The following is a 25,473-nucleotide window of genomic DNA, read 5'->3' on the forward strand; positions in this document are numbered from 1 at the left end:
TGATCCGCGCCGCCGCACGCCGCGCATAGGCTGAGCGCATGCGCCAGAACCCGAGCTTCGCGATGACCGATGTCGGCGAGATCCGCCGGCTGATCGACCAGAACCCGTGGGTCACGATCGTGAGCGCCACGGACCAGGGGCTGGTCGCGTCGCACTACGCGGTTCTGCTCGACGAGGGACGCGACGACCTGACGATCGTCGGCCACGTCGGCAAGCCGGACGACCTCGTCCACGGGCTCGGCGAGCGCGAGCTGCTGGTGGTCGTGCAGGGGCCTCACGGGTACGTCTCGCCCGGCTGGTACGGCGACGTGCAGAGCGTCCCCACGTGGAACTTCGTCTCGGCGCACCTGAGCGGCGTCCCGGAGGTGCTCACTCCGGAAGAGAACCTCGAGGTGCTCGGGCGCCTCGTCGCTCGGTTCGAGAGCGGGATGCCGCAGCCCCGGCTGATGTGGGAGCCGCCGAACGATCCCGACTTCGTGCGGCGGCTCGAGCGCGGCACCGTGGGGTTCCGCCTCACGCCCACACGCGTCGTCGGCAAGCGCAAGCTCAGCCAGAACAAGCCCGACGAGGTCGTCGAGACCGTGATCGCCGAGCTGGAGGCGGGTGGGAGCCCCTACGCGGACCCGCGCCTGCCGGGCGAGATGCGCCGAGACCTCCACACGCGCAAGGCGGCGCGGTGACGGCGGCGCGCGGCGACGTCCCCGACATCATCGTCAACGCGCGGCTGACCGGTTGGGAGCGCACCGACCCGTTCGCGGACGAGCCCGTCGACGTGCATCTGGCCGACGGACTCGTCGTCGACATCGCGCCGGCCGGCGCCCTGCCCCGCCGCGGCATCGTCGTGGACGCGGAGGGCGGACGCGTGATCGCCGGCCTGTGGGACCATCACGTCCACGTCGTGCAGTGGGCGCTGTCGGCCCAGCGCACGCCGCTCGGGGAAGCCAGATCGGCCGTGCACGCGGCATCCCTCATGGCGGCCGCGCCGATCCTCGCCGACGGACGCCGGATCGGCAGCGGGTTCCGCGATGCGTTCTGGGCCGACGCCCCGGACCTCGCGGTGCTGGATGCCGCCACCGGCGAGGTGCCCACCTACCTCATCAACGCGGACGTCCACAGCGTATGGCTCAACTCCGCCGCGCTGCGGCGCGAGGGCTTCGAGCCCGACGGCTCGGGCGTGCTGCGTGAAGAGCCCGCGTTCGAGATCTCGCGCCGCCTCAACGCCGTCGACGCGGCGGTCTCGGATCCGCTCGTCGCGCGGATGGCTCAGGATGCCGCGAGTCGCGGCGTCACCGGGCTCGTCGACTTCGACATGGCGTGGAACGACGAGGCGTGGCGGCGCAGGCTCGGCGCCGGGTTCGACGCGCTGCGGGTGTCGTACGGCATCTACCCCGAGTTCCTCGAGCGTGCGATCGCGCAGGGGCTGCAGACGGGCGATGCGATCCGCCTCGACGGCGGGCCGTCCGACCTGGTCCGCGTCGGAGCGCTCAAGGTGATCACCGACGGGTCCCTCGGCACGCGCACGGCCGCGTGCTCGCACCACTACCCGGGCGACGCGCACAACCACGGCATGCTCACGGTCGACCTCGCCACGCTGGTCGAACTCATGATGCGCGCGACCGGTGCCGGCATCGCGTCGGCCATCCATGCCATCGGCGACGTCGCGAACTCGCACGCGCTGGAGGCCTTCGCGGCCACCGGGGCGTGGGGGACCATCGAGCACGCGCAGCTCGTCGCCCACGCCGACATCCCGCGGTTCGCGAGACTCGGCGTGGGCGCCAGCGTGCAGCCTGAGCACGCACTGGACGACCGCGATCTGACCGACTCCGTCTGGGCCGGCCAGACCGCGCAGCCCTATCCGCTGCGCACGCTCGCCGACACCGGCGCGAATCTGCTGTTCGGTTCCGATGCGCCCGTCGCGCCCCTCGATCCGTGGGCGGCGATGGCGTCCGCGGTGTTCCGCACCCGCGACGGGCGCGACCCGTGGCAGCCGCAGCAGCGGGTCGACGCCGCGACGGCGCTCGCGGCATCCACGCGCGGCGGGTCTGCGCTCGCAGCGCGTGTGGAACCGGGTGGCGTCGCAGACCTCGCCGTCTGCGAGCACGACCCGCTCTCCGCCGATGAGGCCGCCCTGCGGGGCATGCGGGTGTCGGCGACGCTCGTCGCCGGGCGACTGACCCACGCGGCCTGACCCGAGGGCTCTTCGGGGGTCTGCCCCCGTACGTGTTCGGGAGAGCGTCGGATGCCGTCGGATCGGCGCCGTCGCGAGGCTGGAGGCATGACTTCCGACGTGCCTCCGGCTCCGGCTCCTCCCGGCGCGATGCCCGCCGTTCCCGCCCGGCCGCGTCGCCGCCGGCGCGGACTGGTGATCGGGCTGATCGTGGCGCCGCTCGCGGTCATCGCGCTGCTCATCGGCGCGGCCGCGGTCTGGTTCGCCACGAACGCGGTGCGTGCGACGCCGCCGGCGGCGGGCGCGCTGCGGTTCGAGAACCCGGTGGCGGTGCCGCCGCTCGCAGAGTCCCACGTGGAGGACGGCGTGCGCGTGTTCGCCCTGACCGCACGCGAGGGCCGCACGTCGTTCGTGCCCCAGGGGGACACGCCGACGCTCGGGTACGACGGCTCCTACCTCGGGCCCACGCTCGTCGCCGCGCGGGGCGAGCAGGTGCGCGTGGATGTGACCAACGACCTGCCCGACACCACCACCGTGCACTGGCACGGCATGCATCTGCCGGCCGCCATGGACGGCGGACCGCACACGCCCATCGCGGCCGGTGCACTGTGGCAGCCGACGTGGACCGTCGATCAGCCTGCCGCGACGCTGTGGTACCACCCCCACCTGCACGGCCGCACGCGTGAGCAGGTGGACGCGGGGCTCGCCGGCATGTTCCTGGTGCGCGACGACGAAGAGGCGGCCCTCGCGCTGCCCCGTGACTACGGTATCGACGACTTCCCGCTGATCGTGCAGGACCGCTCCTTCAACGCGGACGGCTCATTCGCCGGCGGGCTCGGCATGCAGTTCGACGGAGTGCTGGGCGACACGATCCTCGTCAACGGCACAGCCGCGCCGTACCTCGACGTCACCACCGGCAAGGTGCGCCTGCGACTGCTCAACGGCTCCAGCGCGCGCATGTACGACTTCACGTTCGCCGACGGGCGGGAGTTCGACCTCATCGGCACCGACGGCGGTCTGCTCGAGGCGCCGGTGGCGGCGACGGACATCCCGCTCTCGCCCGGCGAGCGTGCCGAGATCGTCGTGTCGCTGGCGCCGGGGGAGCGGATCGCGCTGCGGTCCGCGGCACCCGATCCCGCTCTTCACGCCGGCTCCGCCGAGTTCGACGTGCTGGAGCTGCGGGCCGCGGCATCCCTTGCCGCCTCGCCCGACGTGCCGGCCCATTTGGCTGACGTCCCGGCGCCGGACGCGGCGAACGCAGTCACCGAGCGCACGTTCGTGATGTCGGGGCACAACATCAACGACACGCAGATGGATCTGGGGCGGGCCGATGTCGTCGCCACGGTCGACACCAGCGAGGTCTGGACCGTCCGCAACGACAATCCGCTGCCGCACTCGTTCCACGTGCACGACATGCAGTACCGGATCCTCAGCATCGACGGCTCGCCGCCGCCCGCCCGGCTCGCCGGCTACAAAGACACGATCGCGCTCGAAGGCGACCGCGAATACCGGCTGCTGGTGAGGTTCGACGACTACGCCGATCCGACCACGCCGTACATGTACCACTGCCACCTGCTGTGGCACGAAGACCAGGGCATGATGGGACAGTTCCTGGTCGTCGAGCCGGGCCAGCAGCCCGCCCTGACGCGTCCCGAGGGAGACACCGATGACCACAACGACCACTGACCTGCCGCAGGCGGGTCCCGACACGCGTGACTCCGGCGCCACCAGCTTCTGGGCGTCCTACGGACGCGCCTGGGTACGCACCCCCGGCAGCGCCCTGTACCTGCTCGCGGTCTTCGTGCTCGCGATGATCTCGGTCAGCCTGCTCGCGTCGCTGTTCTGGACGAGCGTGGGCCTGCTCGTCCTCGTCGTCGGCCTGCCGCTCATGGTGCTGACGCTGCTCATCGCGCGCGGCTTCGGCGTCGCCGACCGCTTCATGCTGCAGCTCACCGGACTGCCGGCCGTCGACGAGCCGGAGTGGAACCGCGACGCGCCTGACAACACCGGGTTCTGGGCCACGCTCACCCGCCCGCTGCGCAATGCGCACTACTGGGTGTACCTGATCCACGGAATGATCGTCTCTCCGATCATCAGCACGGTGTCGTTCGTCCTCACCACGGTGTGGCTGAGCGTCGGCCTGGGCGGTCTCACGTACTGGTTCTGGGGTGTCTTCCTGCCGAGCGGCGCCGACAACGGCGACTGGGGGCAGTACGTCTCCAGCGCCGTGCCGTGGCTCTTCGGCGGCTGGGACGCGTGGGCCGTCGAGGTCGTCCTCTACCTCGTCGCCGGAATCCTCTTCACGTTCACCATGCCCTGGGTGCTGGGCGGGCTCGCGCTGGGCCACCATGCCGTCGCCCGCTCGATGCTCGGCCGCTGGAGCTCCGACGAGCTGGCCGCCGAGGTGCGCGCCGAGGCCGCTGCGCGCGGTGCGGCGGTGCACGCGGAGGACGTGGCACTGCGTCGCCTCGAGCGCGACATCCACGACGGTCCGCAGCAGCGACTGGTGCGACTGCAGATGGACCTCGCCGCCCTCGAGCGCCGCGCCGAAGCCGGCGACGGGGATGCCGCCGCCGAGCTCGCCCGTGAAGCGCGCGGGCACGCGAAGGCGGCCCTCGACGAGCTGCGCGCCCTCTCCAGCGGTGTCGCGCCGCCCCTCCTGCAGGACCGCGGGCTCGCCGCCGCGCTGGACGCGCTGGCCACCAGTTCGCCGTTGTGGGTCCAGGTCGAGGTCGACCCCGCCATCGATCGTGCCGTCAGTCAGGAGGTCGCGCGGACGGTGTACTTCGTCGTCGCCGAGCTCATGACGAACGTCGTCAAGCACTCCGGTGCCACGGCCGCCACGCTGCGCGCGACGCTTCGGCGGTCGGCGGCGGGCGCGCCGACGCACCTGGACGTGTGGCTCGTCGACAACGGCCGCGGGGGAGCGGTGCTCTCCAGCGGGCACGGCCTCGAGGGCCTGCGCGAGCGGGTGGCGGGTCTGCGCGGCCTCCTCGTCGTCGAAAGCCCCGTGGGCGGACCGACATCGATCGGCGCCCACATCCCGCTGACGGTCGCGCCGTGACGGATCCCTATCCTGAGGAGGTGGCCGCTTCCTCCTCGCACGATCCGTCCGGGCTCCGCGTCGTCCTGTTCGAAGACTCCGTCCTTCTGCGCGAGGGCCTCGTGCGGCTGTTCGACGAGGCCGGCTACACGACGGCCGGCGCATGGGGGGACGCGGAGGACGTCGTGGCGCGCGTGCGCGAGGCCAGGGCCGACGTCGCGATCCTCGACGTGCGCCTGCCGCCCGGGTTCCGCGACGAGGGGATCAAGGCGGCCCTCGCCCTGCGCGCGGAGCTTCCCGAGGTGGGGATCCTGGTGCTCAGCCAGTACGTCGAGGGCGTGTACGCCCGCGAGCTGCTCGCGGGCGGCGAGGGTGGCGTCGGCTACCTCCTGAAAGACCGCGTCACCTCGCTCGACGAGTTCTCGGATGCCGTCCGGCGCGTGCGCGAGCGGGGCACGGTGCTCGACCCTCTCGTGGTGCAGGGCCTGCTGTCGGCCCGGCCGGACCCGCTGTCGACGCTGACCCCGCGCGAACGCGACGTGCTGACGCTGATGGCCGAGGGGCGCAGCAACGCGAGCATCGCGCAGCGGCTGTTCATCGGCGTCGGCGCCGTCGAGAAGAACATCAGCGCCATCTTCGCGAAGCTCGGGCTGGAGGAGTCCGGAACCGAGCACCGCCGGGTGCTCGCGGTGCTCGCCTTCCTGCAGCATCCCTGAACACCAGACGAAACGACGAAGGCCCCGGATCGTCCGGGGCCTTCGTCGTGTCCGTGCGCTTACTCGGCGAGGTGCGCGAAGAGGAACCAGCGGTCCTTCTCGAGCGTCTCCTTGATGCCGATCGCGATGTCCTGGCTGGTGAGGTCGAACTCGTCCAGTCCGTCGATCGCCGCCTGGACGTCAGCGATGACGGCGTCCATGTCGGTGATCACGTTGCGGATGAGCGCGTCCCACTGCGTGAAGCCCGCCGGGACGGCCGTCGCCGGCGTCTTCTCGGCGACCGTGGTCACACGCGCGTCGATCGGCAGCCCGAGGGCGACGATCCGCTCGGCCGCCTGGTCGGCGCCGGCCTGCGCGTTGGCGACCACCGAGTCGAGGAGCTCGTGGATCGCGATGAAGTTGGCTCCGCGCACGTTCCAGTGCGCCTGCTTGCCGTTGACGGCGAGTCCCTGCAGCCCGAGGGCCACGGGAGTGAGGAACTGCGCGGTCGCTGCGGCGACATCGGGGTTCGCGGCGGTTGCGGGAACGGTCTTCGTGTCTGTCATGACTCTCGCCTCCATCGTGCGGAGTGCCGCCGAACGGCGGTCGTCCTCCAGTGACTGCAACGCTACTCACGGGGAGTCATTCCGCAAGCAAGAGAAGGCTGGGCTAATCCCGTGTTCCGAGCCGTCGGTGCGGGCGCACGGGCGCGGAGCGGCTAACGTCGATGCGTGCCTTCCGCAGATCACGACCTCGGACCGCAGCATCTCGGCGTCCCCGCCAAGACGGTGACCCGAGAGCCCCACGACCGCTCGCCCGAACACGCCGAACCCTCGCGCTTCCTGCCGCACGTGCAGGGACTGCGTGCGATCGCCGTGCTGTGCGTCGTGCTCTACCACTTCTGGCCCGGTCGCATCACCGGCGGCTACATCGGCGTCGACATCTTCTTCGTGATCTCGGGCTTCCTCATCACCTCGCACCTCATGCGCGAGGTGACGGCCACGGGCACCGTCAAGCTCGGGCAGTTCTGGGCCCGTCGCGCGCGGCGCCTGCTGCCGGCATCCCTTCTCGTCCTGCTGTTCTGCGCCGTCGTCGTGATGTCGCCGTACCTCATGCCGACCTCGGCGCTGCCCAACGAGGTGCGTGAGATCCTGTCGTCGACGTTCTACGTCGAGAACTGGTACCTGGCGCTCAACTCGGCCGACTACCTCAACCACTCCGGGTCGCCGACCACCGTCCAGCACTACTGGTCGCTGTCCCTTGAAGAGCAGTTCTACGTGATGTGGCCGCTCATCATGCTGCTGGCGGCCTGGATCGGCGTGAAGTTCTTCCGCGGCGCACGCCGTCGGGCGATCATCACCGCGCTCGGCATCGTGACCGTCGTCTCGTTCGCCTTCTGCGTCGTCTTCACGATCACCAACCCCGCACCCGCGTACTTCGTCACCTTCGGCCGCATGTGGCAGTTCGGCGTCGGCGCCATGATCGCCCTCGTGCCGATGCTGCGGATCCGCAACGCCATCGGCAGCTTCGTGCTCGGCTGGGCCGGCATCCTGCTCCTCGTGTACGTGACGTTCACCTTCGACGGACAGACGCCGTTCCCCGGCTACATGGCGGCGCTGCCGACGCTCGGCGCGGCCGCCGTGATCGCCGCGTCCAACAGCGACCGCTGGTGGTACCCGACGCGGATCCTGTCGATCCGACCGGCGCAGTTCGTCGGCGACATCTCGTACTCGCTGTACCTGTGGCACTGGCCGCTCATCATCATCGCGCCCTCCGTGCCGTTCTGGGGGCTCACCATCTACCACCGCGTGGCTCTCCTCGTGCTGTGCTTCGTGCTCGCCTGGCTCACCAAGCGCTTCGTGGAGGACCCGGTGCGCGGGTGGAAGGTGCTCACGACGCGCCCGGCCCGCGTGACCCTGTGGTCGTCGCTCGCGGCGATGGTCGTCGTCGCGCTCGTCGCCGGACTGGCGTGGTTCGTCAACGCGCCGCTGTACAACCAGGGCACGCGCGACATCGCCGAGCTGCAGCAGAACCCTCCCGAGTGCTTCGGAGCGGCATCCGTCCTCGATCCGACGTGCGCGGGCACGGACTTCGGCGACACGATCCTGCCCGCCCCCGGATTCGCCGGGATCGACCGGCCCGAGCACCCGCAGTGCTTCGTGCAGCTCACCGACTCGCGCCCCGTCTCGTGCCACTTCGGCTCGGACGACCCCGACGCGCCCCAGGTCGCCCTCATCGGCGACAGCCACGCGTACCAGCTGCTGCCGACGTTTCAGCGCATGGCCGATGAGAACGGGTGGCATCTGATCACGTGGTTCAAGGGCGCATGTCCGTGGAACACCACGCCCCTGTCGACACCGGGCGCCTTCGGGGCCGCGTGCTCCGACTGGCGAGAGGGCGTCCAGCGCGCGATCGACGACACCGACCTCGACGTCGTCTTCACCGCCGCCATCGCCAACACGCCGTACTCGGCCGCCGGCTACGACTCGGCTCATGACGCCGCGGTCGCGGGCTACCGCGACGCCTGGAGCACGGTCACCGACCGCGGCATCCCCGTGATCACGGTCGTCGACAACCCGGTGTGGGAGACCGACCCCAACAAGTGCCTGCGCACACGGGACGCCTCCGAGTGCGACGGCGCGCGGTCCGACGTGCTCGTCGAGGACGATCCGCTGAGGAATGCCGCCACCGGCCTCGACGCGGTGACGCTGCTCGACTTCACCGACGTCTTCTGCGGCGAAGACACGTGCGCCCCGGTCGTGGGCGGAGCGAACATCTACCGCGATCAGGACCACCTCACGGTGACCTTCGTCGACACCCTCGCCCCGTGGTACACCGAGGCGATCCAGGGCGCGCTCGCCGGTAGGGTCGCACCATGACAGTCGCACCGGGTGCTTCGGTCCTCTTCGCCGCCGGCAGGACCCCTGAGCTCGACCCCACGTCGTTCGTCGCGGCCGGCGCTCGGGTGGTCGGGGGAGTGACCCTCGGGCCGGGCGCGAGCGTCTGGTACAACGCCGTGCTGCGAGCCGACGGCGACACCATCACCGTGGGGGCCAACAGCAACCTGCAGGACAACGTGTCGGTCCACGTCGACGCGGGGCACCCCGTCGTGATCGGCCAGAACGTGTCGGTCGGGCACAACGCGGTCGTCCACGGCTGCACGATCGGCGACGGATCGCTCATCGGCATGGGCGCCGTGATCCTCAACGGCGCGAAGATCGGCTCCGGCTGCCTCATCGCCGGCGGCGCCGTCGTGCTCGAAGGGTCCGAGATCCCCGACGGCTCTCTCGTGGCCGGGGTTCCTGGCAAGGTGCGGCGCGAGCTCACCGACGACGAGCGTGCCGGCCTGCTGCGCAACGCCGAGCACTACCTCCAGCACATCGAGGAGCACCGCAGCGCGATCTCCGTCGCCTGAGTCGGGATGCTGCGCAGCTACGCCTTCGCCGGCGGGTGGTGCTTGCCCCGGTGCACCTCGTAGAGCCGCACATGGCCCGGCCACGCCGGGTCGTTCTCGATGGGGCGGTCGTCCATGAACGCGCGGATGACGTGCGCGAGCTGGCCGGGGTGGCTGTAGTTGATGGCGTGCGCGGCACCCTCCAGGAGCACCACCAGCACATGGCTGTCGGTCTGGCTGGCGACCTCGTCGACGCGGTGCGCGTGCGGCAGGAGCGGGTCGCGCTGGCCGAGCACCACCAGCGTGGGGATGCGCATCTCGAGCAGACGCTGCAGCGACGGGTACTGCGTGAGTGCACGGAACATCCGCAGCGTGCTCGGCACGCCGAACCGCACGTAGTCAGGCACCGCGACCGTCGCCATCTTGAAGGGCTCCCGCGGCGCGTCGCTCGACAGCTGACCGATCGCCCGGCGCAGCGGCTGGTTGTAGAGGCCGCCGGCGGGCGAGACCAGGACGGCGCGGTCGATGCGCTCGGGATAGCGGTGCGCGAACTCGATGATGACCGGGCATCCCATCGAATTGCCCACGAGGGTGGCCTTGTCGACGCCCCGGTCGTCGAAGAACCGGAGCGCGGCATGCGCGAGGTCCGGGATGTCGAGCATGCCCTTCGCCTTGCCGCTGCGCCCGAACCCCGGCAGGTCGGGGACGTACGTGTGGAACTCGTCGGCCAGCCGCTCGGCCGTCGGCAGCAGATAACGCCCCGACAGCCCGAACCCGTGGACATGGGCCATCACGCGCGCGTCGGCGGGCGGATCCGGCGACTCGCGGTAGAACACGTCGACACCGTCGACCGTGGTCCACTTCTCGGCGAGTGTCGAGGCAGGCCGCCGCGGAAGCTTGCGCGGCTTGGCCGAAGGGTCGATCGGTGACGCGTCCATCGCGGCTCCCCACAGGCATCGAACGGTGCGATGCCCAGTCTGCCGCGCCGACGCGCCGTTGGGGAGACCCGCGAGGAGCGTGTCGATCACGAGGTGGAGGGGATGACGGGAATCGAACCCGCACCATCAGTTTGGAAGACTGAGGCTCTACCATTGAGCTACATCCCCGCAGCGGCGTGCCGCGGCATCCGACAGTCTATGGCACAGGCTGGCGAACACCCGCATCGCAGGCAGTGCCCGGGCGGGTCGGCTAGACTTCTCGGGGCCACTGCGCTTTCCGGAGCGCAGAAGGGCGCACGCATGCGTGCGAACCCGCCCGGGGCGTAGCTCAGCTTGGTAGAGCGCCCGCTTTGGGAGCGGGAGGCCGCAGGTTCAAATCCTGTCGCCCCGACATCACGGCCCACAGAATTGCGAACCCAGACCTTCATGCCGCGCGTTCGCGCGGTCCGATAGAGGAGAAGTAACAGGCATGGTGAACAGCACCGTCGAGAAGCTCAGCCCGACTCGGGTCAAGCTGCACATCACGGTCAGCCCCGACGAGCTCAAGCCGTCGATCAAGCACGCGTACGAGCACATCGCTCAGGACGTCCAGATCCCCGGCTTCCGCAAGGGCAAGGTGCCCGCGCCCATCATCGACCAGCGCATCGGCCGCGTCGCGGTGCTCGAGCACGCGGTCAGCGAGGGTCTCGACAACTTCTACCGCGAGGCTGTCTCGGCTCACGAGCTGCGCGTCCTGGGCCGTCCGGCCGCCGAGGTCACCGAGTGGCCGAACGAGAAGGACTTCTCGGGCGACCTCGAGGTCGAGGTCGAGGTGGACGTGCGTCCCGAGTTCGACCTGCCCGCGTTCGAGGGCACCACGGTCGAGGTCGAGGCCGTCGAGGTCGACGACGCCGCGATCGACGAGGAGCTGGACCGCCTGCGCGGCCGCTTCGGCACGCTGGTGACCGTCGACCGTCCCGCCGCGTCGGGCGACTTCGTCGAGCTCGACCTCGTCGCCACGATCGACGGCAACGAGATCGACCGCGCCGAGGGCGTGTCGTACGAGGTCGGCTCGGGCGAGCTGCTCGAGGGCATCGACGAGGCCATCGACTCGCTCACCGCCGGTGAGGACACCACGTTCCGCTCGAAGCTCGTGGGCGGCGACCACGCCGGCGACGAGGCCGAGGTCTCGGTGACGGTCAAGGCGGTCAAGGAGCGCGAGCTCCCCGACGCCGACGACGACTTCGCGCAGATCGCGAGCGAGTTCGACACGATCGCCGAGCTGCGCGACAGCCTCAAGGAGCGCGTCGGCCAGCAGGGCGCCTTCACGCAGGGCTCCGCCGCCCGCGACAAGCTCATCGAGGTGCTCCTCGAGCAGGTCGAGATCCCGGTCCCGCCGCAGCTCATCGAGGACGAGGTGCACACCCACCTCGAGAACGAGGGCCGCCTGGAGGACGACGTCCACCGCGCCGAGGTCGCCGAGGCGAGCGAGAAGCAGTTCAAGACGCAGATGCTGCTCGACAAGATCGCCGAGTCGGTCGACGTGCAGGTCTCGCAGGACGAGCTCACGCAGTACCTCGTGCAGTCGGCCGCCCAGTACGGCATGGCGCCGCAGGACTTCGTCAACGCGCTGCAGGAGGGCAACCAGCTCCCCGCCATCATCGGCGAGGTCGCGCGCAACAAGGCCCTCGCGGTCGCGCTCGGCAAGGTGAAGGTCGTCGACACGAACGGCAAGCCGGTCGACCTGAGCGGCTTCATCGCCGTCGAAGACGAGGACGAGGCTGAAGAGGTCGTCGAAGAGGCGCAGGAGATCGCGGATGCCGCGGCCGACGCCGACGCGATCGTCGAGGCCGAAGAGGCCAAGCCCGCGAAGAAGGCTCCGGCCCGCAAGCCCGCCGCCAAGAAGGCCGCGGCCGACGAGGCCGACGCCGCCGAGAAGGCTCCCGCCAAGAAGCCGGCCGCCAAGAAGGCTCCGGCCAAGAAGGCCGCCGACGCGGAGTGATGCATGCGTTCGGGGCGCTGTGACAGCGACCTGAACCGTCGAGAGGGTGGATGCCGCGGCATCCACCCTCTTCGTCGTCCGGGGCGCGCTCTGCCCAGGGCGAACACGGGCGGGTCGGCCCTGACGCGCCGGTAGATTCGATCTCACCGATACGGAATCAGGAGTACACATGGCCGAACCACTTGTCGCGACGAGCGTCTTCGACAGGCTGTTGAGGGACCGCATCATCTGGCTCGGGTCCGAGGTGCGCGACGAGAACGCCAACGAGATCTGCGCGAAGATCCTGCTGCTCGCCGCTGAGGACTCCGAGAAGGACATCTACCTGTACGTCAACTCCCCGGGCGGCTCGATCACGGCCGGCATGGCGATCTACGACACGATGCAGTTCGTCCCCAACGACATCGTCACCGTCGGCATCGGCATGGCGGCGTCGATGGGCCAGCTGCTGCTGACCGCCGGCACGAAGGGCAAGCGCTACATCACGCCCAACGCCCGCGTCCTGCTGCACCAGCCGCACGGCGGCTTCGGCGGCACCGCGAGCGACATCCAGACACAGGCGCAGCTGATCCTCGACATGAAGAAGCGCCTGGCCGAGATCACCGCCGCCCAGACCGGCAAGTCGGTCGAGCAGATCAACGCGGACGGCGACCGGGACCGCTGGTTCTCGGCGCAGGAGGCGCTCGAGTACGGGTTCGTGGACCACATCCGCGAGTCCGCGGTCGACGTGATCGGCGGCGGCGGAACCGACGGCGGCGCCCGCGCGGCGGACTGACGGCTTCGAAGGCGAAAGAGAGAGAACCCGGAATGCAGACCCCCACCTTCGGAGGTGCCCCGATGGCACCCCAGGGACTCCAGATGCCCGGCAGCCGTTACATCCTGCCGCAGTTCGAGGAGCGCACCGCCTACGGCTACAAGCGCCAGGATCCCTACAACAAGCTGTTCGAGGACCGCGTCATCTTCCTGGGCGTCCAGGTCGACGACGCCTCGGCGGACGACGTGATGGCACAGCTGCTCGTGCTGGAGTCCCAGGACCCCGACCGCGACATCATCATGTACATCAACTCGCCCGGCGGCTCGTTCACGGCGATGACGGCGATCTACGACACCATGCAGTACGTGTCGCCGCAGATCCAGACGGTCGTGCTCGGCCAGGCGGCCTCGGCGGCCGCCGTGCTGCTCGCGGCCGGCGCGCCGGGCAAGCGTCTCGCACTGCCGAACGCCCGCATCCTGATCCACCAGCCCGCGATGGGCGAGGCCGGTCACGGGCAGGCGTCCGACATCGAGATCCAGGCGCAGGAGATCCTCCGCATGCGCACGTGGCTCGAAGAGACGCTGGCGAAGCACTCGAACAAGACGGTCGAAGAGGTCAACAAGGACATCGACCGCGACAAGATCCTCTCCGCTGAGGAGTCGGTCGCCTACGGTCTCGTCGACCAGGTGCTCACGACCCGCAAGCGCGGTCAGCAGGCGCTGACGAAGTAGAGCGGATGCCGCACCGCCCCGCCGCCCGGATTGCCCGGGCGGCGGGGCGTTTTCGTGCGCACGGGGCGGTTCCGCTGAGCGCGAACCACCGGTCGTCCACAACCTGCGTCGCAATGCCGCCGCATGTCGGCGTCAGCTATTAGGCTCGGAGAACAGCTGGGGGGCTACCCCCGACGCGACGAGGAGGAGCCTCATGGCACGCATCGGTGAAAGCGCCGACCTGTTCAAGTGCTCCTTCTGCGGCAAGAGCCAGAAGCAGGTCCAGCAGCTCATCGCCGGACCCGGCGTCTACATCTGCGACGAGTGCGTCGAGCTGTGCAACGAGATCATCGAAGAGCGGATGGCGGAGTCCTCGTCGGGCGTCGTCGCCGATTTCGACCTTCCGAAGCCGCGTGAGATCTTCGCCTTCCTCGAGGAGTACGTGGTCGGCCAGCAGGACGCCAAGCGGGCGCTGTCGGTCGCGGTGTACAACCACTACAAGCGCGTGCGCGCCCACGGCACCATCCAGTCGGCCGAGCAGCGCGCCGACGAGATCGAGATCGCGAAGAGCAACATCTTGCTGCTCGGCCCGACCGGCTGCGGCAAGACGTATCTCGCGCAGACGCTCGCCAAGCGGCTGAACGTGCCGTTCGCCGTCGCCGACGCCACGGCGCTCACCGAGGCCGGCTACGTCGGCGAGGACGTCGAGAACATCCTGCTGAAGCTCCTGCAGGCCGCCGACTTCGACACCAAGCGCGCCGAGACCGGGATCATCTACATCGACGAGGTCGACAAGATCGCGCGCAAGGCCGAGAACCCCTCCATCACGCGGGACGTGTCCGGTGAGGGCGTGCAGCAGGCGCTGCTGAAGATCCTCGAGGGCACGGTGGCCTCCGTCCCGCCGCAGGGCGGCCGCAAGCACCCGCACCAGGAGTTCATCCAGATCGACACGACGAACGTCCTGTTCATCGTGGCCGGTGCGTTCGCCGGGCTCGAAGACATCATCTCGTCGCGTGTGGGCAAGCACGGCGTCGGCTTCGGCGCCTCGCTGCACCGCAAGGACGAGGACCTCAACCTGTTCGGCGACGTGCAGCCTGAGGACCTCCACAAGTTCGGCCTCATCCCCGAGTTCATCGGCCGCCTGCCCGTCGTGGCCTCGGTGTCGCCGCTGGACCGCGAGGCGCTCATGGAGATCCTCACCGAGCCGAAGAACGCGCTGGTCAAGCAGTACCACCGCATGTTCGAGCTCGACGGTGTGACGCTGGAGTTCGACCGCGAGGCCCTCGAGGCGATCGCCGACCTCGCCGTCGCGCGCAAGACCGGCGCCCGCGGCCTGCGCGCGATCCTCGAGGATGTGCTCGGGCCCATCATGTTCGAGATCCCGTCGACCGACGACGTCGACAAGGTGATCGTCACGCGAGCCGCCGTCGACGAGGGCGCGCCGCCGACCCTGGTGCTGCGCGAGAAGCGCAAGAGCGCCTGAGCATCCCCTCCTCTGCGGACGCGGCCATGATCGACCTCGCGCCGGATCTGGACGGCTTCAGCGGTGTGATCAGTGCCCGTCGCGGGGACGACGTGCTCGGCGAATGGGCCGTCGGCTTCGCGGACCGCACGTGGAGCGTCGCCAACACCGCCGACACGCGGTTCGCGCTCGCGAGCGGGGCTAAGACGTTCACGGCGCTCGCGGTGCTCTCGCTCGTCGAGGACGGCACGCTCTCGCTCGACACGGCGGCCCGCGACGTGCTCGGCGACGACCTGCCCCTCATCGCCGACGACGTCACCGTCGACCATCTGCTGACGCATCGGTCCGGGATCGGCGACTACCTCGACGAAGAGATCGACGCGCTGGCACCCATGACCGTGCCCGTCCAGCAACTGGATTCGACGCCCGCGTACCTCGCGGTGCTCGACGGCCTCCCGACGAAGTTCCCGGCAGGGGAGCGGTTCTCGTACTGCAACGGCGGCTTCGTCGTCCTCGCGCTGATCGCCGAGCGGGCGTCCGGCACGTCGTTCCCCGAACTGGTGGATCGTCGCGTCTTCGCACCGGCGGGGATGACGGCATCCTGCTTCCCCCGATCGGACGCCCTTCCGGCCTCCAGCGCGACGGGGTACAAGGCCGACGGCCGCACCAACGTGTTCGACCTGCCGGTGCAGGGGTCCGGGGACGGCGGGGCGTACTCGACGGTCGGCGATCTGCACCGCTTCTGGCTCGCGCTCACCACCGGGCGGATCCTTCCGGCGGAGCTCGCGGCGCTCGCGACGGCGACCGTCACCGCGGACGCCGGTGACGGGCTCGGCTACGGCCGGGGGATCTGGCTCGACGGCGGGGATCTGCTCCTCTCGGGCGGCGATCACGGGGTCACCGCGTCCAGCAGGCACGATCCGGCGACGGGCGTGACCGTGACGGGCCTCGCCAACACCGAGGTTCGCACGTTCGCCCGGGTGAAGACGCTGATGGATGCCGTGCGCCTCGCGATCTGACGGCGATGTCGGTGCCCGCGCGTAGCGTCGGCGCATGCCCATACCGCAGCAGTTCACGATCGCCGTCTCCGATGCCGAGCTCGCCGACCTGCACGAGCGTCTCGACCGCTTCCGTCCGCTGCCGGACTCGCCGCGGCGCCCGCCCGCGGGCATGACCGCGGACTATCTGGGGGAGCTGGTCGACACGTGGCGGCACTGGGACTGGCGCGCCCGTGAGCAGTGGCTCAACCGGCACCCGCAGTTTCTCGCCGGGATCGACGACACGACGGTGCACTTCGTGCATCTGACGTCCCCGCGGCCGGACGCACCGGCGCTGCTCGTGATGCACGGCTGGCCCCACACCTTCGCGCTGCAGCTGGAATTCGCCGACCTGCTCCCCGACTTCCACGTCGTGGTGGCGAGTCTTCCCGGGTTCGCGTTCTCGACACCGTACGCGCGCGGTCCCATCACCGAGAAGCGCCTGGCCGCCACGATGCACGCGCTCATGACCGATGTCCTGGGCTATCGTCGCTACCTCACGTACGGCGAGGACGTGTCCGCGAACGTCAACGACCTCATCGCGGGCACGTACCCCGACGCAGTGGCGGGGATCATCGCGACGCACGCCCACTTCCCCGCGCAGGCCGAGCGCCCGCTCCTGACGGCGCCCGATGAGGTGGCGTTCTTCGAGCGCCTGAACGGCTGGGGCGGCGCCAACGGCGCCTACGGTCATGTGCAGGCCACGCGTCCTGACACCCTGGCCGCGGGCTTGAACGACTCTCCGGCCGGGCTGGTCGCATGGCTGGCCGAGAAGCTCGCCGAGTGGAGCGACACGCCCGAGGGCGATCCCCGGGCCGTCGAGCGGCGCATCTCGCGCGATCGGATCCTCACTGAGGCGATGATCTACTGGACGACCCAGAGCATCGGCACCTCGTTCCGCCCGTACTACGAGGGTGCCGATCAGCCCGACGTCATGCCGACCGTCGAGGTGCCGGCATCCGTCCACATCCAGCGCCACGAATGGGACTATCCGGAATCGCTCGCCCGCCGGTTCTACCTCGATCTGCGCACGTTCGAGCGGCTGGACGAAGGCGGGCATTTCGCCGTCGCCGAGGTTCCCGCAGCGATGGCCGATCGCGTCCGCGCCTTCGCCCGCGAGCTGGATCTGCTGTGAGGGCACGGCGATGACCGAGAAGCGCCCACCATCACCGGCGCCCGCCACGATCGTCCTCGTGCCCGGGTTCTGGCTCGGCGAGTGGGCGTGGGATGCCGTCGCCACCCGGTTGCACACCGCCGGCGTGGACGTCGAGGCGCTCACCCTGCCCGGGCTGCAGCCGGGGACGACCGATGCCGACGTGACGCTCGACGACCAGATCGCGGCGGTCGTCGCGGCGATCTCGCGTGCATCGGGACCCGTCGTGCTCGTCGGGCACAGCGGGGCGGGGACGGTCATCACCGGCGCGGCCGACCGGGCTCCCGCTTCCCTCTCCGGCCTGGTTTTCGTCGACAGTGGTCCGGTCGCCGACGGCGCGGTTGCATCCCCGGACCTCGCGCCGGAGGTGCGGAGCATCGAGCTTCCGGATTGGCAGACGCTGGAAGCGGCGGGGTCGAGTCTGGACGGACTCGACCCCGCGGCCCGCGCGGAGTTCCGTCGGCGTGCGGTGCCGCATCCCGCCGGACCGGCGCGGCAGCCGATCGTGCTGACGGACGACCGCCGCCACGCCATCCCGGTCACCCTCGTCTGCTGCAGCATCACCGCCCAGCAGGTGCGCGAGATGACGGCGGCCGGCCACCCGTGGTTCCAGGAGCTGGGGAGCTACGCGGCGGTCGAGCTGATCGATCTTCCGACCGGGCACTGGCCGATGTGGTCGCGCCCGGACGATCTGGCCGACGAGCTCCGCAGGATCGCCGTGCGGAGCTCGTCGGCGCGCTGATCAGTCCGCCAGCCCCCGGCGCTCCAGGAGCGGCTGGATGACGGCATCCCGGCCGCGGAAGTCGCGGTAGGCCTCCAGCGGATCCTTCGACCCGCCGACGCCCAGCAGCCGGCCGCGGAAGCGGTCGCCGTTCTCACGACGCAGGCCACCGTTCTCGCGGAACCACTCGACGGTGTCGGCGTCCAGCACCTCGCTCCAGATGTACGAGTAGTACCCCGCGCTGTAGCCGCCTGAGAAGACGTGCGCGAAGTACGTCGACGAGTAGCGGGTGGGCACGGCCGGGTTGTCGAGCCCGATGTCGGCCAGGGCGGCCGCCTCGAAGGACGCCACGTCGATGTCGGCCGCGGCCTCGTCCTCGGTGAGGGAGTGCCACGCCTGGTCGAGCCACGCCGCGGCGAGGTACTCGCTGGTCGCGAAGCCCTGGTTGAACGCCTCGGACGCGTGCAGCTTCTCGACGACCTCGGCCGGCAACGGCTCGTCGGTGTCGATGTGGCGTGCGTAGGACGCGAGGATCTCGGGCCAGTAGATCCACATCTCGTTCACCTGGCTGGGGAACTCGACGAAGTCGCGGAAGACGTTGGTGCCCGCGAAGTGGGGGTAGGTGACGGTGGCGAACAGCCCGTGCAGCGCGTGGCCGAACTCGTGGAACAGCGTCGTGACCTCGTCGAGGCTCAGCAGCGTCGGGCGACCCGCGGCGGGCTTCGGGACGTTCAGGTTGTTCACCACGATCGGCGCCGTCCCGCGCAGGCGCGACTGCAGCACGATCGAGTTCATCCACGCGCCGCCGCGCTTCGTGTCGCGCGTGTACAGGTCGAGCACGTACAGCCCGAGCTCCGAGCCGTCGGCGTTGTGCACCTCGAACACGCGGTTGTCGGCGTGGTAGCCCTGCAGATCGTGTCGCTCGGTGAACGTGATGCCGTAGAGATCCGTCGCCGCGCGGAACACCCCGTCCTGCAGGACGCGCTCGGCCTCGAACCACGGACGCAGCGCGGCGCGGTCGAGGTCGTACTCGGCGGCCCGCACCTTCTCGGTGTAGAAGGCCCAGTCGTGTGCGGCGATCGGGAACGGATCGGGCGCGGCGTCGACGATGGCCTGCAGCTTCGCCTGCTCGCGCGCGGCGTTGCGCGCCGCCGGGACGGCGAGTTCGCGCAGCAGGCTGTGCACGGCGGCAGGGGAGCCGGCGGTCTCGTCCGAGGTGATGTACGCCGCATGCGAGTCGTAGCCGAGCAGGGCGGCGCGCTCGGCACGCAGGCGCACGATCTCGCGCAGCGTGTCACGGTTGTCGTGGTCGTTGCCGCGCGAGCCTCGTGAGCGGGATGCCGTCAGCAGACGCTCGCGCGAGGCCCGGTCGGTGAGGCTCGACAGGTACGGGTGCCCCGTGAAGAGCGTGAGCGTGACGACCCATTTGCCTTCGAGGCCCCGATCGGCGGCCGCCTGCGCGGCCGCCGACAGCTCGCCTTCGCTCAGTCCGTCGAGCTCGGCCGCGTCGTCGAAGACCACCGCCAGGTCGTTGGTGTCGGCGAGGAGGTTCTTCTCGAACTGGGTGGTGAGCGTCGACAGCCGCTGGTTGAGCTCGGTGAGCCGCGCCTTGGCCTCGTCGTCGAGTCCCGCGCCGGCGTGCGACATCTCTGTGAAGTGACGCTCGACGAGGTAGCGCTGCTCGGCATCGAGCTCCAGCTCGTCGAGCTGGTCGTGCAGCGTCTTGATGCGCCAGAACAGCGCCGAGTCGAGCTGGATCGAGTCCTGGTGGGCCGACATCAGCGGGGCCAGCTGCTCTTCGATCGACTGGATCTCGTCGGTCGCGTCGGCCGACGACACGGTGTAGAACGTGCGGGCGACGTCGCCCAGCAGTCGGCCGCTCTCTTCGAGCGGGACGAGGGTGTTCTCGAAGGTGGGCATCGAACGGACGACCGTGATGCGAGAAACTTCGGCCTTGTGGTCCCCGAACGCCTGCTCGAACGCCGGGAGGTAGTGCTCGGGCCGGATCGCGGCGTAATCGGGGAGTCCGTACGGGAGGGTGCTGGGGGACAGCAGCGGGTTGTCAGCCATGCCCGTCAGCCTAATGCGCGGCGGTGCGTATGCCGAGATTTCTTTGCAAAAAGAATCTTGCAAAGAAATGCTTGCAAAGACTTCTTTGCATCGCTATCTTGGGGGACATGGAAGACGAGACCACCCGCAGCACGACGAATGCCGCAGAGAACGAGCGCGGCGATCGCGTCCTCGATGCGGGTGCGCTGCGTGCACTCGCGCACCCGCTGCGGGTCAAGATCTACGACATCCTCAGCCAGTACGGCCCGCAGACCGCGAGCTCGCTGGCCGAGCGGCTGGGGGAGTCCTCAGGCTCCACCAGCTACCACCTGCGCGCCCTCGCCAAGCAGGACCTCATCCACGAGGTCGACGGTCGCGGCTCGGGCCGAGAGCGGTGGTGGGAGCGTCCGAAGGGCGGCGTGTCCTTCGCGAACGCCGAGGCCATCAAGACCCCGTCCGGCCGGGCTGCGACGCAGATCGTCATGGGCGAGTTCTTCAAGCTCCGTCAGGAGCAGCTCATGCAGTTCATCGATCGCGGGCTCGCCGAAGAAGAGGAGGCGTGGCAGGACGGGAGCATGATCTCGACCGCCACCGCCCGGCTCACCCCGGAGCAGTCCGCAGAACTCTCCCGCAAGATCATGGCGCTGATCGACGACGCCGTGGACAACTACCGCAACCAGACCGGCGAGAACGTCCGGCCCGTCACCATCCGGGCCGACCTGTTCCCGCTTCCGGAACTCGAAGACTAGGAGCGCTGTCATGACCGCCATCACCGCCCACCACGTCGCGTCGTCCCGCAGCCAGGCCCGCACCACCGCGTTCGAGCGGACACTGCTGCAGGCGGCATCGACCCTCGACGCGTTCGTCGCCGCACGGCTCGAGCGCCGCGCGAGCGCAGCCCGCCGCGATGCCATCGCAGCTCAGGATGCCGCCACCCGCACCCGCGGCGCGGCCGAAGCGCGCGGCGCCCTGGGTATTCTTCCGCGATGAGCGACTCCGTCGACATCGTGTCTGAGGCCGAGTCGCCGGCCGGGCGGGCACGCAGGGTCCCGCTCGGCCGCGACTTCGGAAAGCTCTGGACCGCGGCCGCGTTCAGCAACCTGGCCGACGGCATCGGACGCACGGCGGTGCCTCTGATCGCCACCACGCTGACCCACGATCCGCTCATGATCTCGGTCCTGGGCGCGCTCGCATTCCTGCCCTGGCTGCTCTTCGGGCTGCCGGCCGGCATGATCGTCGACCGGTTCGACCGCCGGATCGTCATGGCCGCCGCGAACACGGTGCGCGGCGGCGCTGCCCTCGTGCTGGCCGTCCTGACGGTCACCGGCACACTGTCGATCTGGGCGCTGTTCGCCGGAACGCTCGTGTTCGGCCTCGGTGAGACGCTCTTCGACAACGCCACGAACGCCGTCATCCCGGGCGTGGTGAAGCGCGCTCAGCTCGATCGGGCGAACGGCTGGATGCAGGCGGCGCAGATCACGATCGACAGCTTCATCGCCACGCCGATCGGCGGCGTGCTGTTCGGCATCGCCCTCGCCGTGCCGCTGTGGGTGGGTGGCGCCGCCTATCTCGTGCCGATCGTGCTGGCGCTGATGCTGCCGCTGTCGGCCGCGCGCCCTCTGCGCGAGCCCGCGCCCGAGACGGAGACCGTGCCGGACCCCACCGCACCTGATGTCGCACCGGCAGGCCCGACCTTCGAGCCGGTGCCGGCCCCCGTCGCGCAGACGTCGGTATCGGCGCGGGAGGCCATCCGGTTCCTGTGGCACCACGCGTATCTGCGCTCGATGGTGCTGTTCACGTCCATCGTCGGATGCTGCCTGTCGTTCGCGCAGGCCGTCACGGTGCTGTTCTTCCTCGACGTGCACCACGTCGACCCCGTCGCGATCGGCTTCGTCACCGCGGGGATCGGCATCGGGGCGCTCGTCGGCTCGCTGCTGGCCTCGCGTCTCGTGGCGCGCTTCGGCCGCGGCCCGGTGATGGTCGGTGCCAACGCGATCGTCGCGGTATCGTCCGTGCTGGTCGGCCTCGCGCCGAACGTGGGACTGGCCATCGCCGCCTACGCGCTCATGGCGTTCGCCGTGTCGACCTGGAACGTGCCGTGGGGCGCGCTGCGCCAGCAGATCATCCCGCCCCACCTGTTCGGTCGCGTCCTGGGGATCACGCGCATGCTGACGTGGGGGATCTTCCCGATCGCGACGCTGCTGGGCGGACTGGTCTCGCGGATCAACCTCCAGCTGCCGTTCGTGATCTCGGGCGTGATCGTGGCCATCGCGACGCTCGCCGCGCTGCGGCTGCTGATCGTCGGCACCCGGGAGGCCGGGGCCGAGGTCGCCGCACGCGCTGCCGCCTGAGACACGAGAAAGGGTACGTCACCGCCGATCTCAGCGGCGGAGACGTACCCCTTTCGTGATTGCGCTATGCGGCGCCTCAGGCGAATTCGTCCTCGTCGTCGTGACGCACGACCACCGCTCCCGAGCGATCGACGGTCACGATGACGCCGGTGTCGAGCTCCGCGACCGGGCGGCCTTCGAGCCACGTCAGGGTCCAGCGCGGAGTAGGAGCGCCCGGCGGAAGGTCGCGCTCCACGGCGGCCAGCTGCTCGTGGAGCGCGTCCGGTACGGCGGCCGGGGGCTGTTCCCCGGCGGTCCAGCGTGTGCCGAGCTGCATGTCAGTCCTCCTGAGGGGCGAGTTCGATCGCCGTCACGGCCAGCGTGTCGGCATCCTCGTATTCGATGGCGGCGATGCGGCCCACCGCCTGCAGATCGCCTTCGGCGAGCTTGATGAGGGCGAGCGAGTCTGCGGGGCCGGCGATGACCGCGCGCGCGACCTCGGCCTTCTGTGACACCTTCGCCTCGGTCTTGGCCCGGCGCACGCCGATGAGGGCCTCGCCCACGACCTCGAGCACGGCGGGGTCGCCCCACTCCTCGTCGGGCGCGACCGGCCAGGCCGACGTGTGCACCGAGCCGTCGTTGAACCACGACCATGCCTCTTCGGTCGCGAACGACAGCACCGGTGCGAGCAGTCGCAGCAGCGCCGACAGCGCCAGGCGCAGGGCGAGCGCCGCCGATGCCTGACCCGCGTCGGTCTGGTTGTACGCGCGCTCCTTGACGAGCTCGAGGTAGTCGTCGCAGAAGGTCCAGAAGAAGGACTCGGTGAGCTCGAGGGCGCGCGCGTGGTCGTAGTTCTCGTACGCCTTGGTGGCTTCGCGCACGACGCCGTGCAGGGCGGCGAGCATCGAGGCGTCCAGCGCGTGGGTGACCTCGGCGCCGTCGGGGACCGGGAACGAGAGCACGAACTTCGCCGCGTTGAGCACCTTGATCGCCAGGCGACGCCCGATCTTGATCTGCGTCGGGTTCTGCGGGTCGAACGCCGCGTCGGTGCCCAGGCGGCTCGACGCCGCCCAGTAGCGCACCGCGTCCGACCCGTGCTGCGACAGGATGTCGGCGGGTGTGACGACGTTGCCCTTCGACTTCGACATCTTCTTGCGGTCGGGGTCGACGATGAAGCCCGAGATGGCGGCATCCGTCCACGGCGCGCGGTCGTCCTCGAGGGCGCTGCGCAGCATCGTCGAGAACAGCCATGTGCGGATGATGTCCTGACCCTGGGGGCGCACGTCGAACGGCGCGACGAGGTCCCAGAGCTCGGGGTCGCGCTCCCAGCCTCCGGCGAGCTGCGGCGTCAGCGACGACGTCGCCCACGTGTCGAAGATGTCGTTCTCGCCGTCGAACCCTCCCGGAACGCCTCGCTGCTCGGCCGTGTATCCCGGGGGCACGTCCGTCGACGGGTCGACCGGCAGTGACGCGAGGTCGGGGGTGAGGACGCGGGCGTAGTCCCGCTCGCCGTTCTCGTCGAGGCCGTACCAGATCGGGATCGGCACGCCGAAGAAGCGCTGCCGTGACACCAGCCAGTCGCCGGTGAGCCCGTTGGTCCAGTTCTCGTACCGGACGCGCATGAAGTCGGGATGCCACGACATCTGCTGACCGAGCGCGATCAGCTTGTCGCGCAACTGCTCGTCGCGGGCGCCGTTGCGGATGTACCACTGGCGCGTCGACACGATCTCGAGCGGGCGGTCGCCCTTCTCGAAGAACTTCACGGCGTGGCTGAAGGGCTTGCCGACGGCGGTCATGTCGCCGGTTTCCTGCAGCTTCTCGACGAGGGCCTTGCGGGCCGAGAAGACCGTCTTGCCTGCCATCTCGGCGGCGTACCACTCGATCGCCTCGGCGTTCTCGATGATCGCGGGGGCCTTGGGCAGGAAGCGGCCGTCGAGGCCGATGGTCGTCATGTTCGGCAGATGGCGGCCGTCGGCGGTGCGCAGCTCGCGCCACCACACGATGTCGGTCACATCGCCGAAGGTGCAGACCATGGCCGCGCCGGTGCCCTTGTCGGGCTGCGCGAGGTGATGACCGTGGATCTCGATGTCGGCGCCGAAGAAGGGGCTGCGCACCTTCGTGCCGATGAGGTGCTTGTGGGGTCCGTCGGGGTGGGTCACGATCGCGACGCACGCGGGCAGCAGCTCGGGCCGGGTCGTCTCGATCGTGATTGCGCCCGACCCGTCGGCGAACGGGAAGTCGATGGTGTGGAACGACGCCTGCTGCTCTCGGTCCTCGAGCTCGGCCTGCGCGACGGCGGTGCGGAAGTCGATGTCCCACATGGTGGGGGCGAGGTCCTGGTACGCCTCGCCGCGCTCGAGGTTGCGCAGGAACGCCAGCTGGCTGGTGCGGATCGTGTCGTCCGAGATGGTCCGGTACGTCTGCGTCCAGTCGACGCTCAGGCCGAGCTGACGGAACAGCGCCTCGAACTGCTTCTCGTCCTCGACGGTGAGCTTCTCGCACAGCTCGATGAAGTTGCGCCGGCTCACGGGCACCTGGTCGGCGGCACGGCTGGACTTGTTGTCGCCGCCCTCGAACGGGGGAGTGAAGTCGGCCTCGTACGGCAGCGACGGGTCGCAGCGCACGCCGTAGTAGTTCTGCACGCGACGTTCGGTCGGCAGGCCGTTGTCGTCCCATCCCATCGGGTAGAACACGGTCTTGCCCCGCATGCGCTCGAAACGCACCTTGAGATCGGTGTGCGTGAACGAGAACACGTGCCCGATGTGCAGCGAGCCGGACGCGGTGGGCGGCGGCGTGTCGATCGAGAACACCCCGTCGCGGCCCGCCTGGGCGGCGCGGGCGCGGTCGAACAGGTACGTTCCCTGTGCGTTCCACGCCTCATCCCACTTGGTCTCGAGGCCCTCCAGTGCGGGCTTCTCCGGAATGTGCGCGTCGGACATGAGGTCTCCTCGATCGATATGTGCGGCACTGTGTGAGCGTGCCTGAGTGTGGGATGTCGCTCGAGTGTACCGGGGCGGGCGCCGGCCCCGGAAAACAGTGGAT

General features: G+C 69.9%; 22 protein-coding genes and 2 tRNA genes. 18 read left to right on the forward strand and 6 right to left on the reverse strand.

The genetic code is table 11. The features are described 5' to 3' along the window. The first annotated feature begins 38 nt into the window (after window positions 1-38). The 5 genes from FB391_RS10830 to FB391_RS10850 all read left to right on the forward strand — a co-directional run bounded on the left by FB391_RS10830 (window position 39) and on the right by FB391_RS10850 (window position 5,926). A complete protein-coding gene (locus tag FB391_RS10830; RefSeq protein ID WP_141894381.1) occupies window positions 39-680 on the forward strand; it encodes an FMN-binding negative transcriptional regulator in 642 nt (213 codons plus the stop codon). Further along, window positions 677-2,188 carry an amidohydrolase gene (locus tag FB391_RS10835; RefSeq protein WP_141894382.1) on the forward strand — a complete coding sequence of 504 codons (1,512 nt, stop codon included), beginning with the start codon at window positions 677-679 and terminating at the stop codon, window positions 2,186-2,188. Before FB391_RS10830 ends, FB391_RS10835 begins: the two co-directional genes overlap by 4 nt. An 87-nt stretch (window positions 2,189-2,275) precedes the next feature. Continuing rightward, complete coding sequence (locus FB391_RS10840; RefSeq protein WP_246093462.1) at window positions 2,276-3,853, forward strand: multicopper oxidase family protein; 1,578 nt, start codon at window positions 2,276-2,278, stop codon at window positions 3,851-3,853. Then, on the forward strand, window positions 3,834-5,231 hold the full coding sequence (locus FB391_RS10845) for a sensor histidine kinase (RefSeq protein WP_141894383.1): 1,398 nt from the start codon (window positions 3,834-3,836) through the stop codon (window positions 5,229-5,231). Before FB391_RS10840 ends, FB391_RS10845 begins: the two co-directional genes overlap by 20 nt. Window positions 5,232-5,251: 20 nt before the next feature. After that, entirely contained in the window at window positions 5,252-5,926 is a 675-nt protein-coding gene (locus tag FB391_RS10850) for a response regulator transcription factor (protein WP_141894384.1), read from the forward strand. A 59-nt stretch (window positions 5,927-5,985) separates the two neighbouring features. Here the strand turns inward: FB391_RS10850 and FB391_RS10855 are convergent, their stop codons facing one another. Continuing rightward, window positions 5,986-6,471, reverse strand: coding sequence for a Dps family protein (locus FB391_RS10855; protein ID WP_141894385.1), 486 nt, complete (start codon window positions 6,469-6,471; stop codon window positions 5,986-5,988). A 165-nt stretch (window positions 6,472-6,636) separates the two neighbouring features. On the opposite strand from FB391_RS10855, the gene FB391_RS10860 reads away from it, so the two are divergent. Both FB391_RS10860 and FB391_RS10865 read left to right on the forward strand, forming a co-directional pair. After that, the gene (locus tag FB391_RS10860) at window positions 6,637-8,784 is read left to right on the forward strand and encodes an acyltransferase family protein (RefSeq protein WP_141894386.1); all 2,148 of its coding nucleotides are present in this window, start codon (window positions 6,637-6,639) and stop codon (window positions 8,782-8,784) included. Then, on the forward strand, window positions 8,781-9,320 hold the full coding sequence (locus FB391_RS10865) for a gamma carbonic anhydrase family protein (RefSeq protein WP_141894387.1): 540 nt from the start codon (window positions 8,781-8,783) through the stop codon (window positions 9,318-9,320). Before FB391_RS10860 ends, FB391_RS10865 begins: the two co-directional genes overlap by 4 nt. Window positions 9,321-9,337: 17 nt before the next feature. Here the strand turns inward: FB391_RS10865 and FB391_RS10870 are convergent, their stop codons facing one another. Further along, complete coding sequence (locus FB391_RS10870) at window positions 9,338-10,237, reverse strand: alpha/beta fold hydrolase (RefSeq protein ID WP_141894736.1); 900 nt, start codon at window positions 10,235-10,237, stop codon at window positions 9,338-9,340. Window positions 10,238-10,331: 94 nt separating this feature from the next. Then, window positions 10,332-10,405 (reverse strand) — tRNA-Gly (locus FB391_RS10875). 149 nt (window positions 10,406-10,554) lie between these two features. On the opposite strand from FB391_RS10875, the gene FB391_RS10880 reads away from it, so the two are divergent. The 8 genes from FB391_RS10880 to FB391_RS10915 all read left to right on the forward strand — a co-directional run bounded on the left by FB391_RS10880 (window position 10,555) and on the right by FB391_RS10915 (window position 18,073). Beyond that, a tRNA-Pro gene (locus FB391_RS10880) sits at window positions 10,555-10,628 on the forward strand. Between the two features lie 78 nt (window positions 10,629-10,706). Further along, window positions 10,707-12,218, forward strand: coding sequence for a trigger factor (gene tig, locus FB391_RS10885; protein WP_141894388.1), 1,512 nt, complete (start codon window positions 10,707-10,709; stop codon window positions 12,216-12,218). 169 nt (window positions 12,219-12,387) lie between these two features. Beyond that, on the forward strand, window positions 12,388-12,990 hold the full coding sequence (locus FB391_RS10890; RefSeq protein ID WP_018171012.1) for an ATP-dependent Clp protease proteolytic subunit: 603 nt from the start codon (window positions 12,388-12,390) through the stop codon (window positions 12,988-12,990). A 32-nt stretch (window positions 12,991-13,022) separates the two neighbouring features. Further along, window positions 13,023-13,700 (forward strand): ATP-dependent Clp protease proteolytic subunit, encoded by a 678-nt coding sequence (locus tag FB391_RS10895; protein ID WP_141894389.1) that lies wholly within the window; start codon window positions 13,023-13,025, stop codon window positions 13,698-13,700. A 193-nt stretch (window positions 13,701-13,893) separates the two neighbouring features. After that, on the forward strand, window positions 13,894-15,162 hold the full coding sequence (clpX, locus tag FB391_RS10900; RefSeq protein ID WP_141894390.1) for an ATP-dependent Clp protease ATP-binding subunit ClpX: 1,269 nt from the start codon (window positions 13,894-13,896) through the stop codon (window positions 15,160-15,162). 26 nt (window positions 15,163-15,188) lie between these two features. After that, complete coding sequence (locus tag FB391_RS10905) at window positions 15,189-16,160, forward strand: serine hydrolase domain-containing protein (RefSeq protein WP_141894391.1); 972 nt, start codon at window positions 15,189-15,191, stop codon at window positions 16,158-16,160. Window positions 16,161-16,194: 34 nt separating this feature from the next. Then, window positions 16,195-17,313, forward strand: coding sequence for an epoxide hydrolase family protein (locus FB391_RS10910; protein WP_141894392.1), 1,119 nt, complete (start codon window positions 16,195-16,197; stop codon window positions 17,311-17,313). A 10-nt stretch (window positions 17,314-17,323) separates the two neighbouring features. Further along, entirely contained in the window at window positions 17,324-18,073 is a 750-nt protein-coding gene (locus tag FB391_RS10915) for an alpha/beta hydrolase (RefSeq protein WP_141894393.1), read from the forward strand. Here FB391_RS10915 and FB391_RS10920 read toward each other — a convergent pair whose 3' ends face one another. Continuing rightward, a complete protein-coding gene (locus FB391_RS10920; protein ID WP_141894394.1) occupies window positions 18,074-20,122 on the reverse strand; it encodes a M3 family metallopeptidase in 2,049 nt (682 codons plus the stop codon). Window positions 20,123-20,229: 107 nt separating this feature from the next. Here FB391_RS10920 and FB391_RS10925 point away from each other — a divergent pair, with 107 nt between their 5' ends. From FB391_RS10925 to FB391_RS10935, 3 genes are read left to right on the forward strand one after another with little or no spacing between them, the layout of a single operon-like run. Beyond that, window positions 20,230-20,850 (forward strand): ArsR/SmtB family transcription factor, encoded by a 621-nt coding sequence (locus tag FB391_RS10925; protein ID WP_141894395.1) that lies wholly within the window; start codon window positions 20,230-20,232, stop codon window positions 20,848-20,850. A 10-nt stretch (window positions 20,851-20,860) separates the two neighbouring features. Further along, the gene (locus tag FB391_RS10930) at window positions 20,861-21,091 is read left to right on the forward strand and encodes a hypothetical protein (RefSeq protein ID WP_141894396.1); all 231 of its coding nucleotides are present in this window, start codon (window positions 20,861-20,863) and stop codon (window positions 21,089-21,091) included. Further along, a complete protein-coding gene (locus FB391_RS10935; RefSeq protein WP_141894397.1) occupies window positions 21,088-22,452 on the forward strand; it encodes an MFS transporter in 1,365 nt (454 codons plus the stop codon). Before FB391_RS10930 ends, FB391_RS10935 begins: the two co-directional genes overlap by 4 nt. 76 nt (window positions 22,453-22,528) lie before the next feature. On the opposite strand, the gene FB391_RS10940 is transcribed toward FB391_RS10935, so the two are convergent. Then, entirely contained in the window at window positions 22,529-22,768 is a 240-nt protein-coding gene (locus tag FB391_RS10940; RefSeq protein WP_141894398.1) for a hypothetical protein, read from the reverse strand. Between the two features lies 1 nt (window position 22,769). Continuing rightward, a complete protein-coding gene (valS, locus tag FB391_RS10945; protein ID WP_141894399.1) occupies window positions 22,770-25,370 on the reverse strand; it encodes a valine--tRNA ligase in 2,601 nt (866 codons plus the stop codon). Window positions 25,371-25,473 lie beyond the last annotated feature (103 nt).

The sequence above is a fragment of the Microbacterium kyungheense genome, assembly GCF_006783905.1.
Lineage (GTDB): Bacteria > Actinomycetota > Actinomycetes > Actinomycetales > Microbacteriaceae > Microbacterium > Microbacterium kyungheense.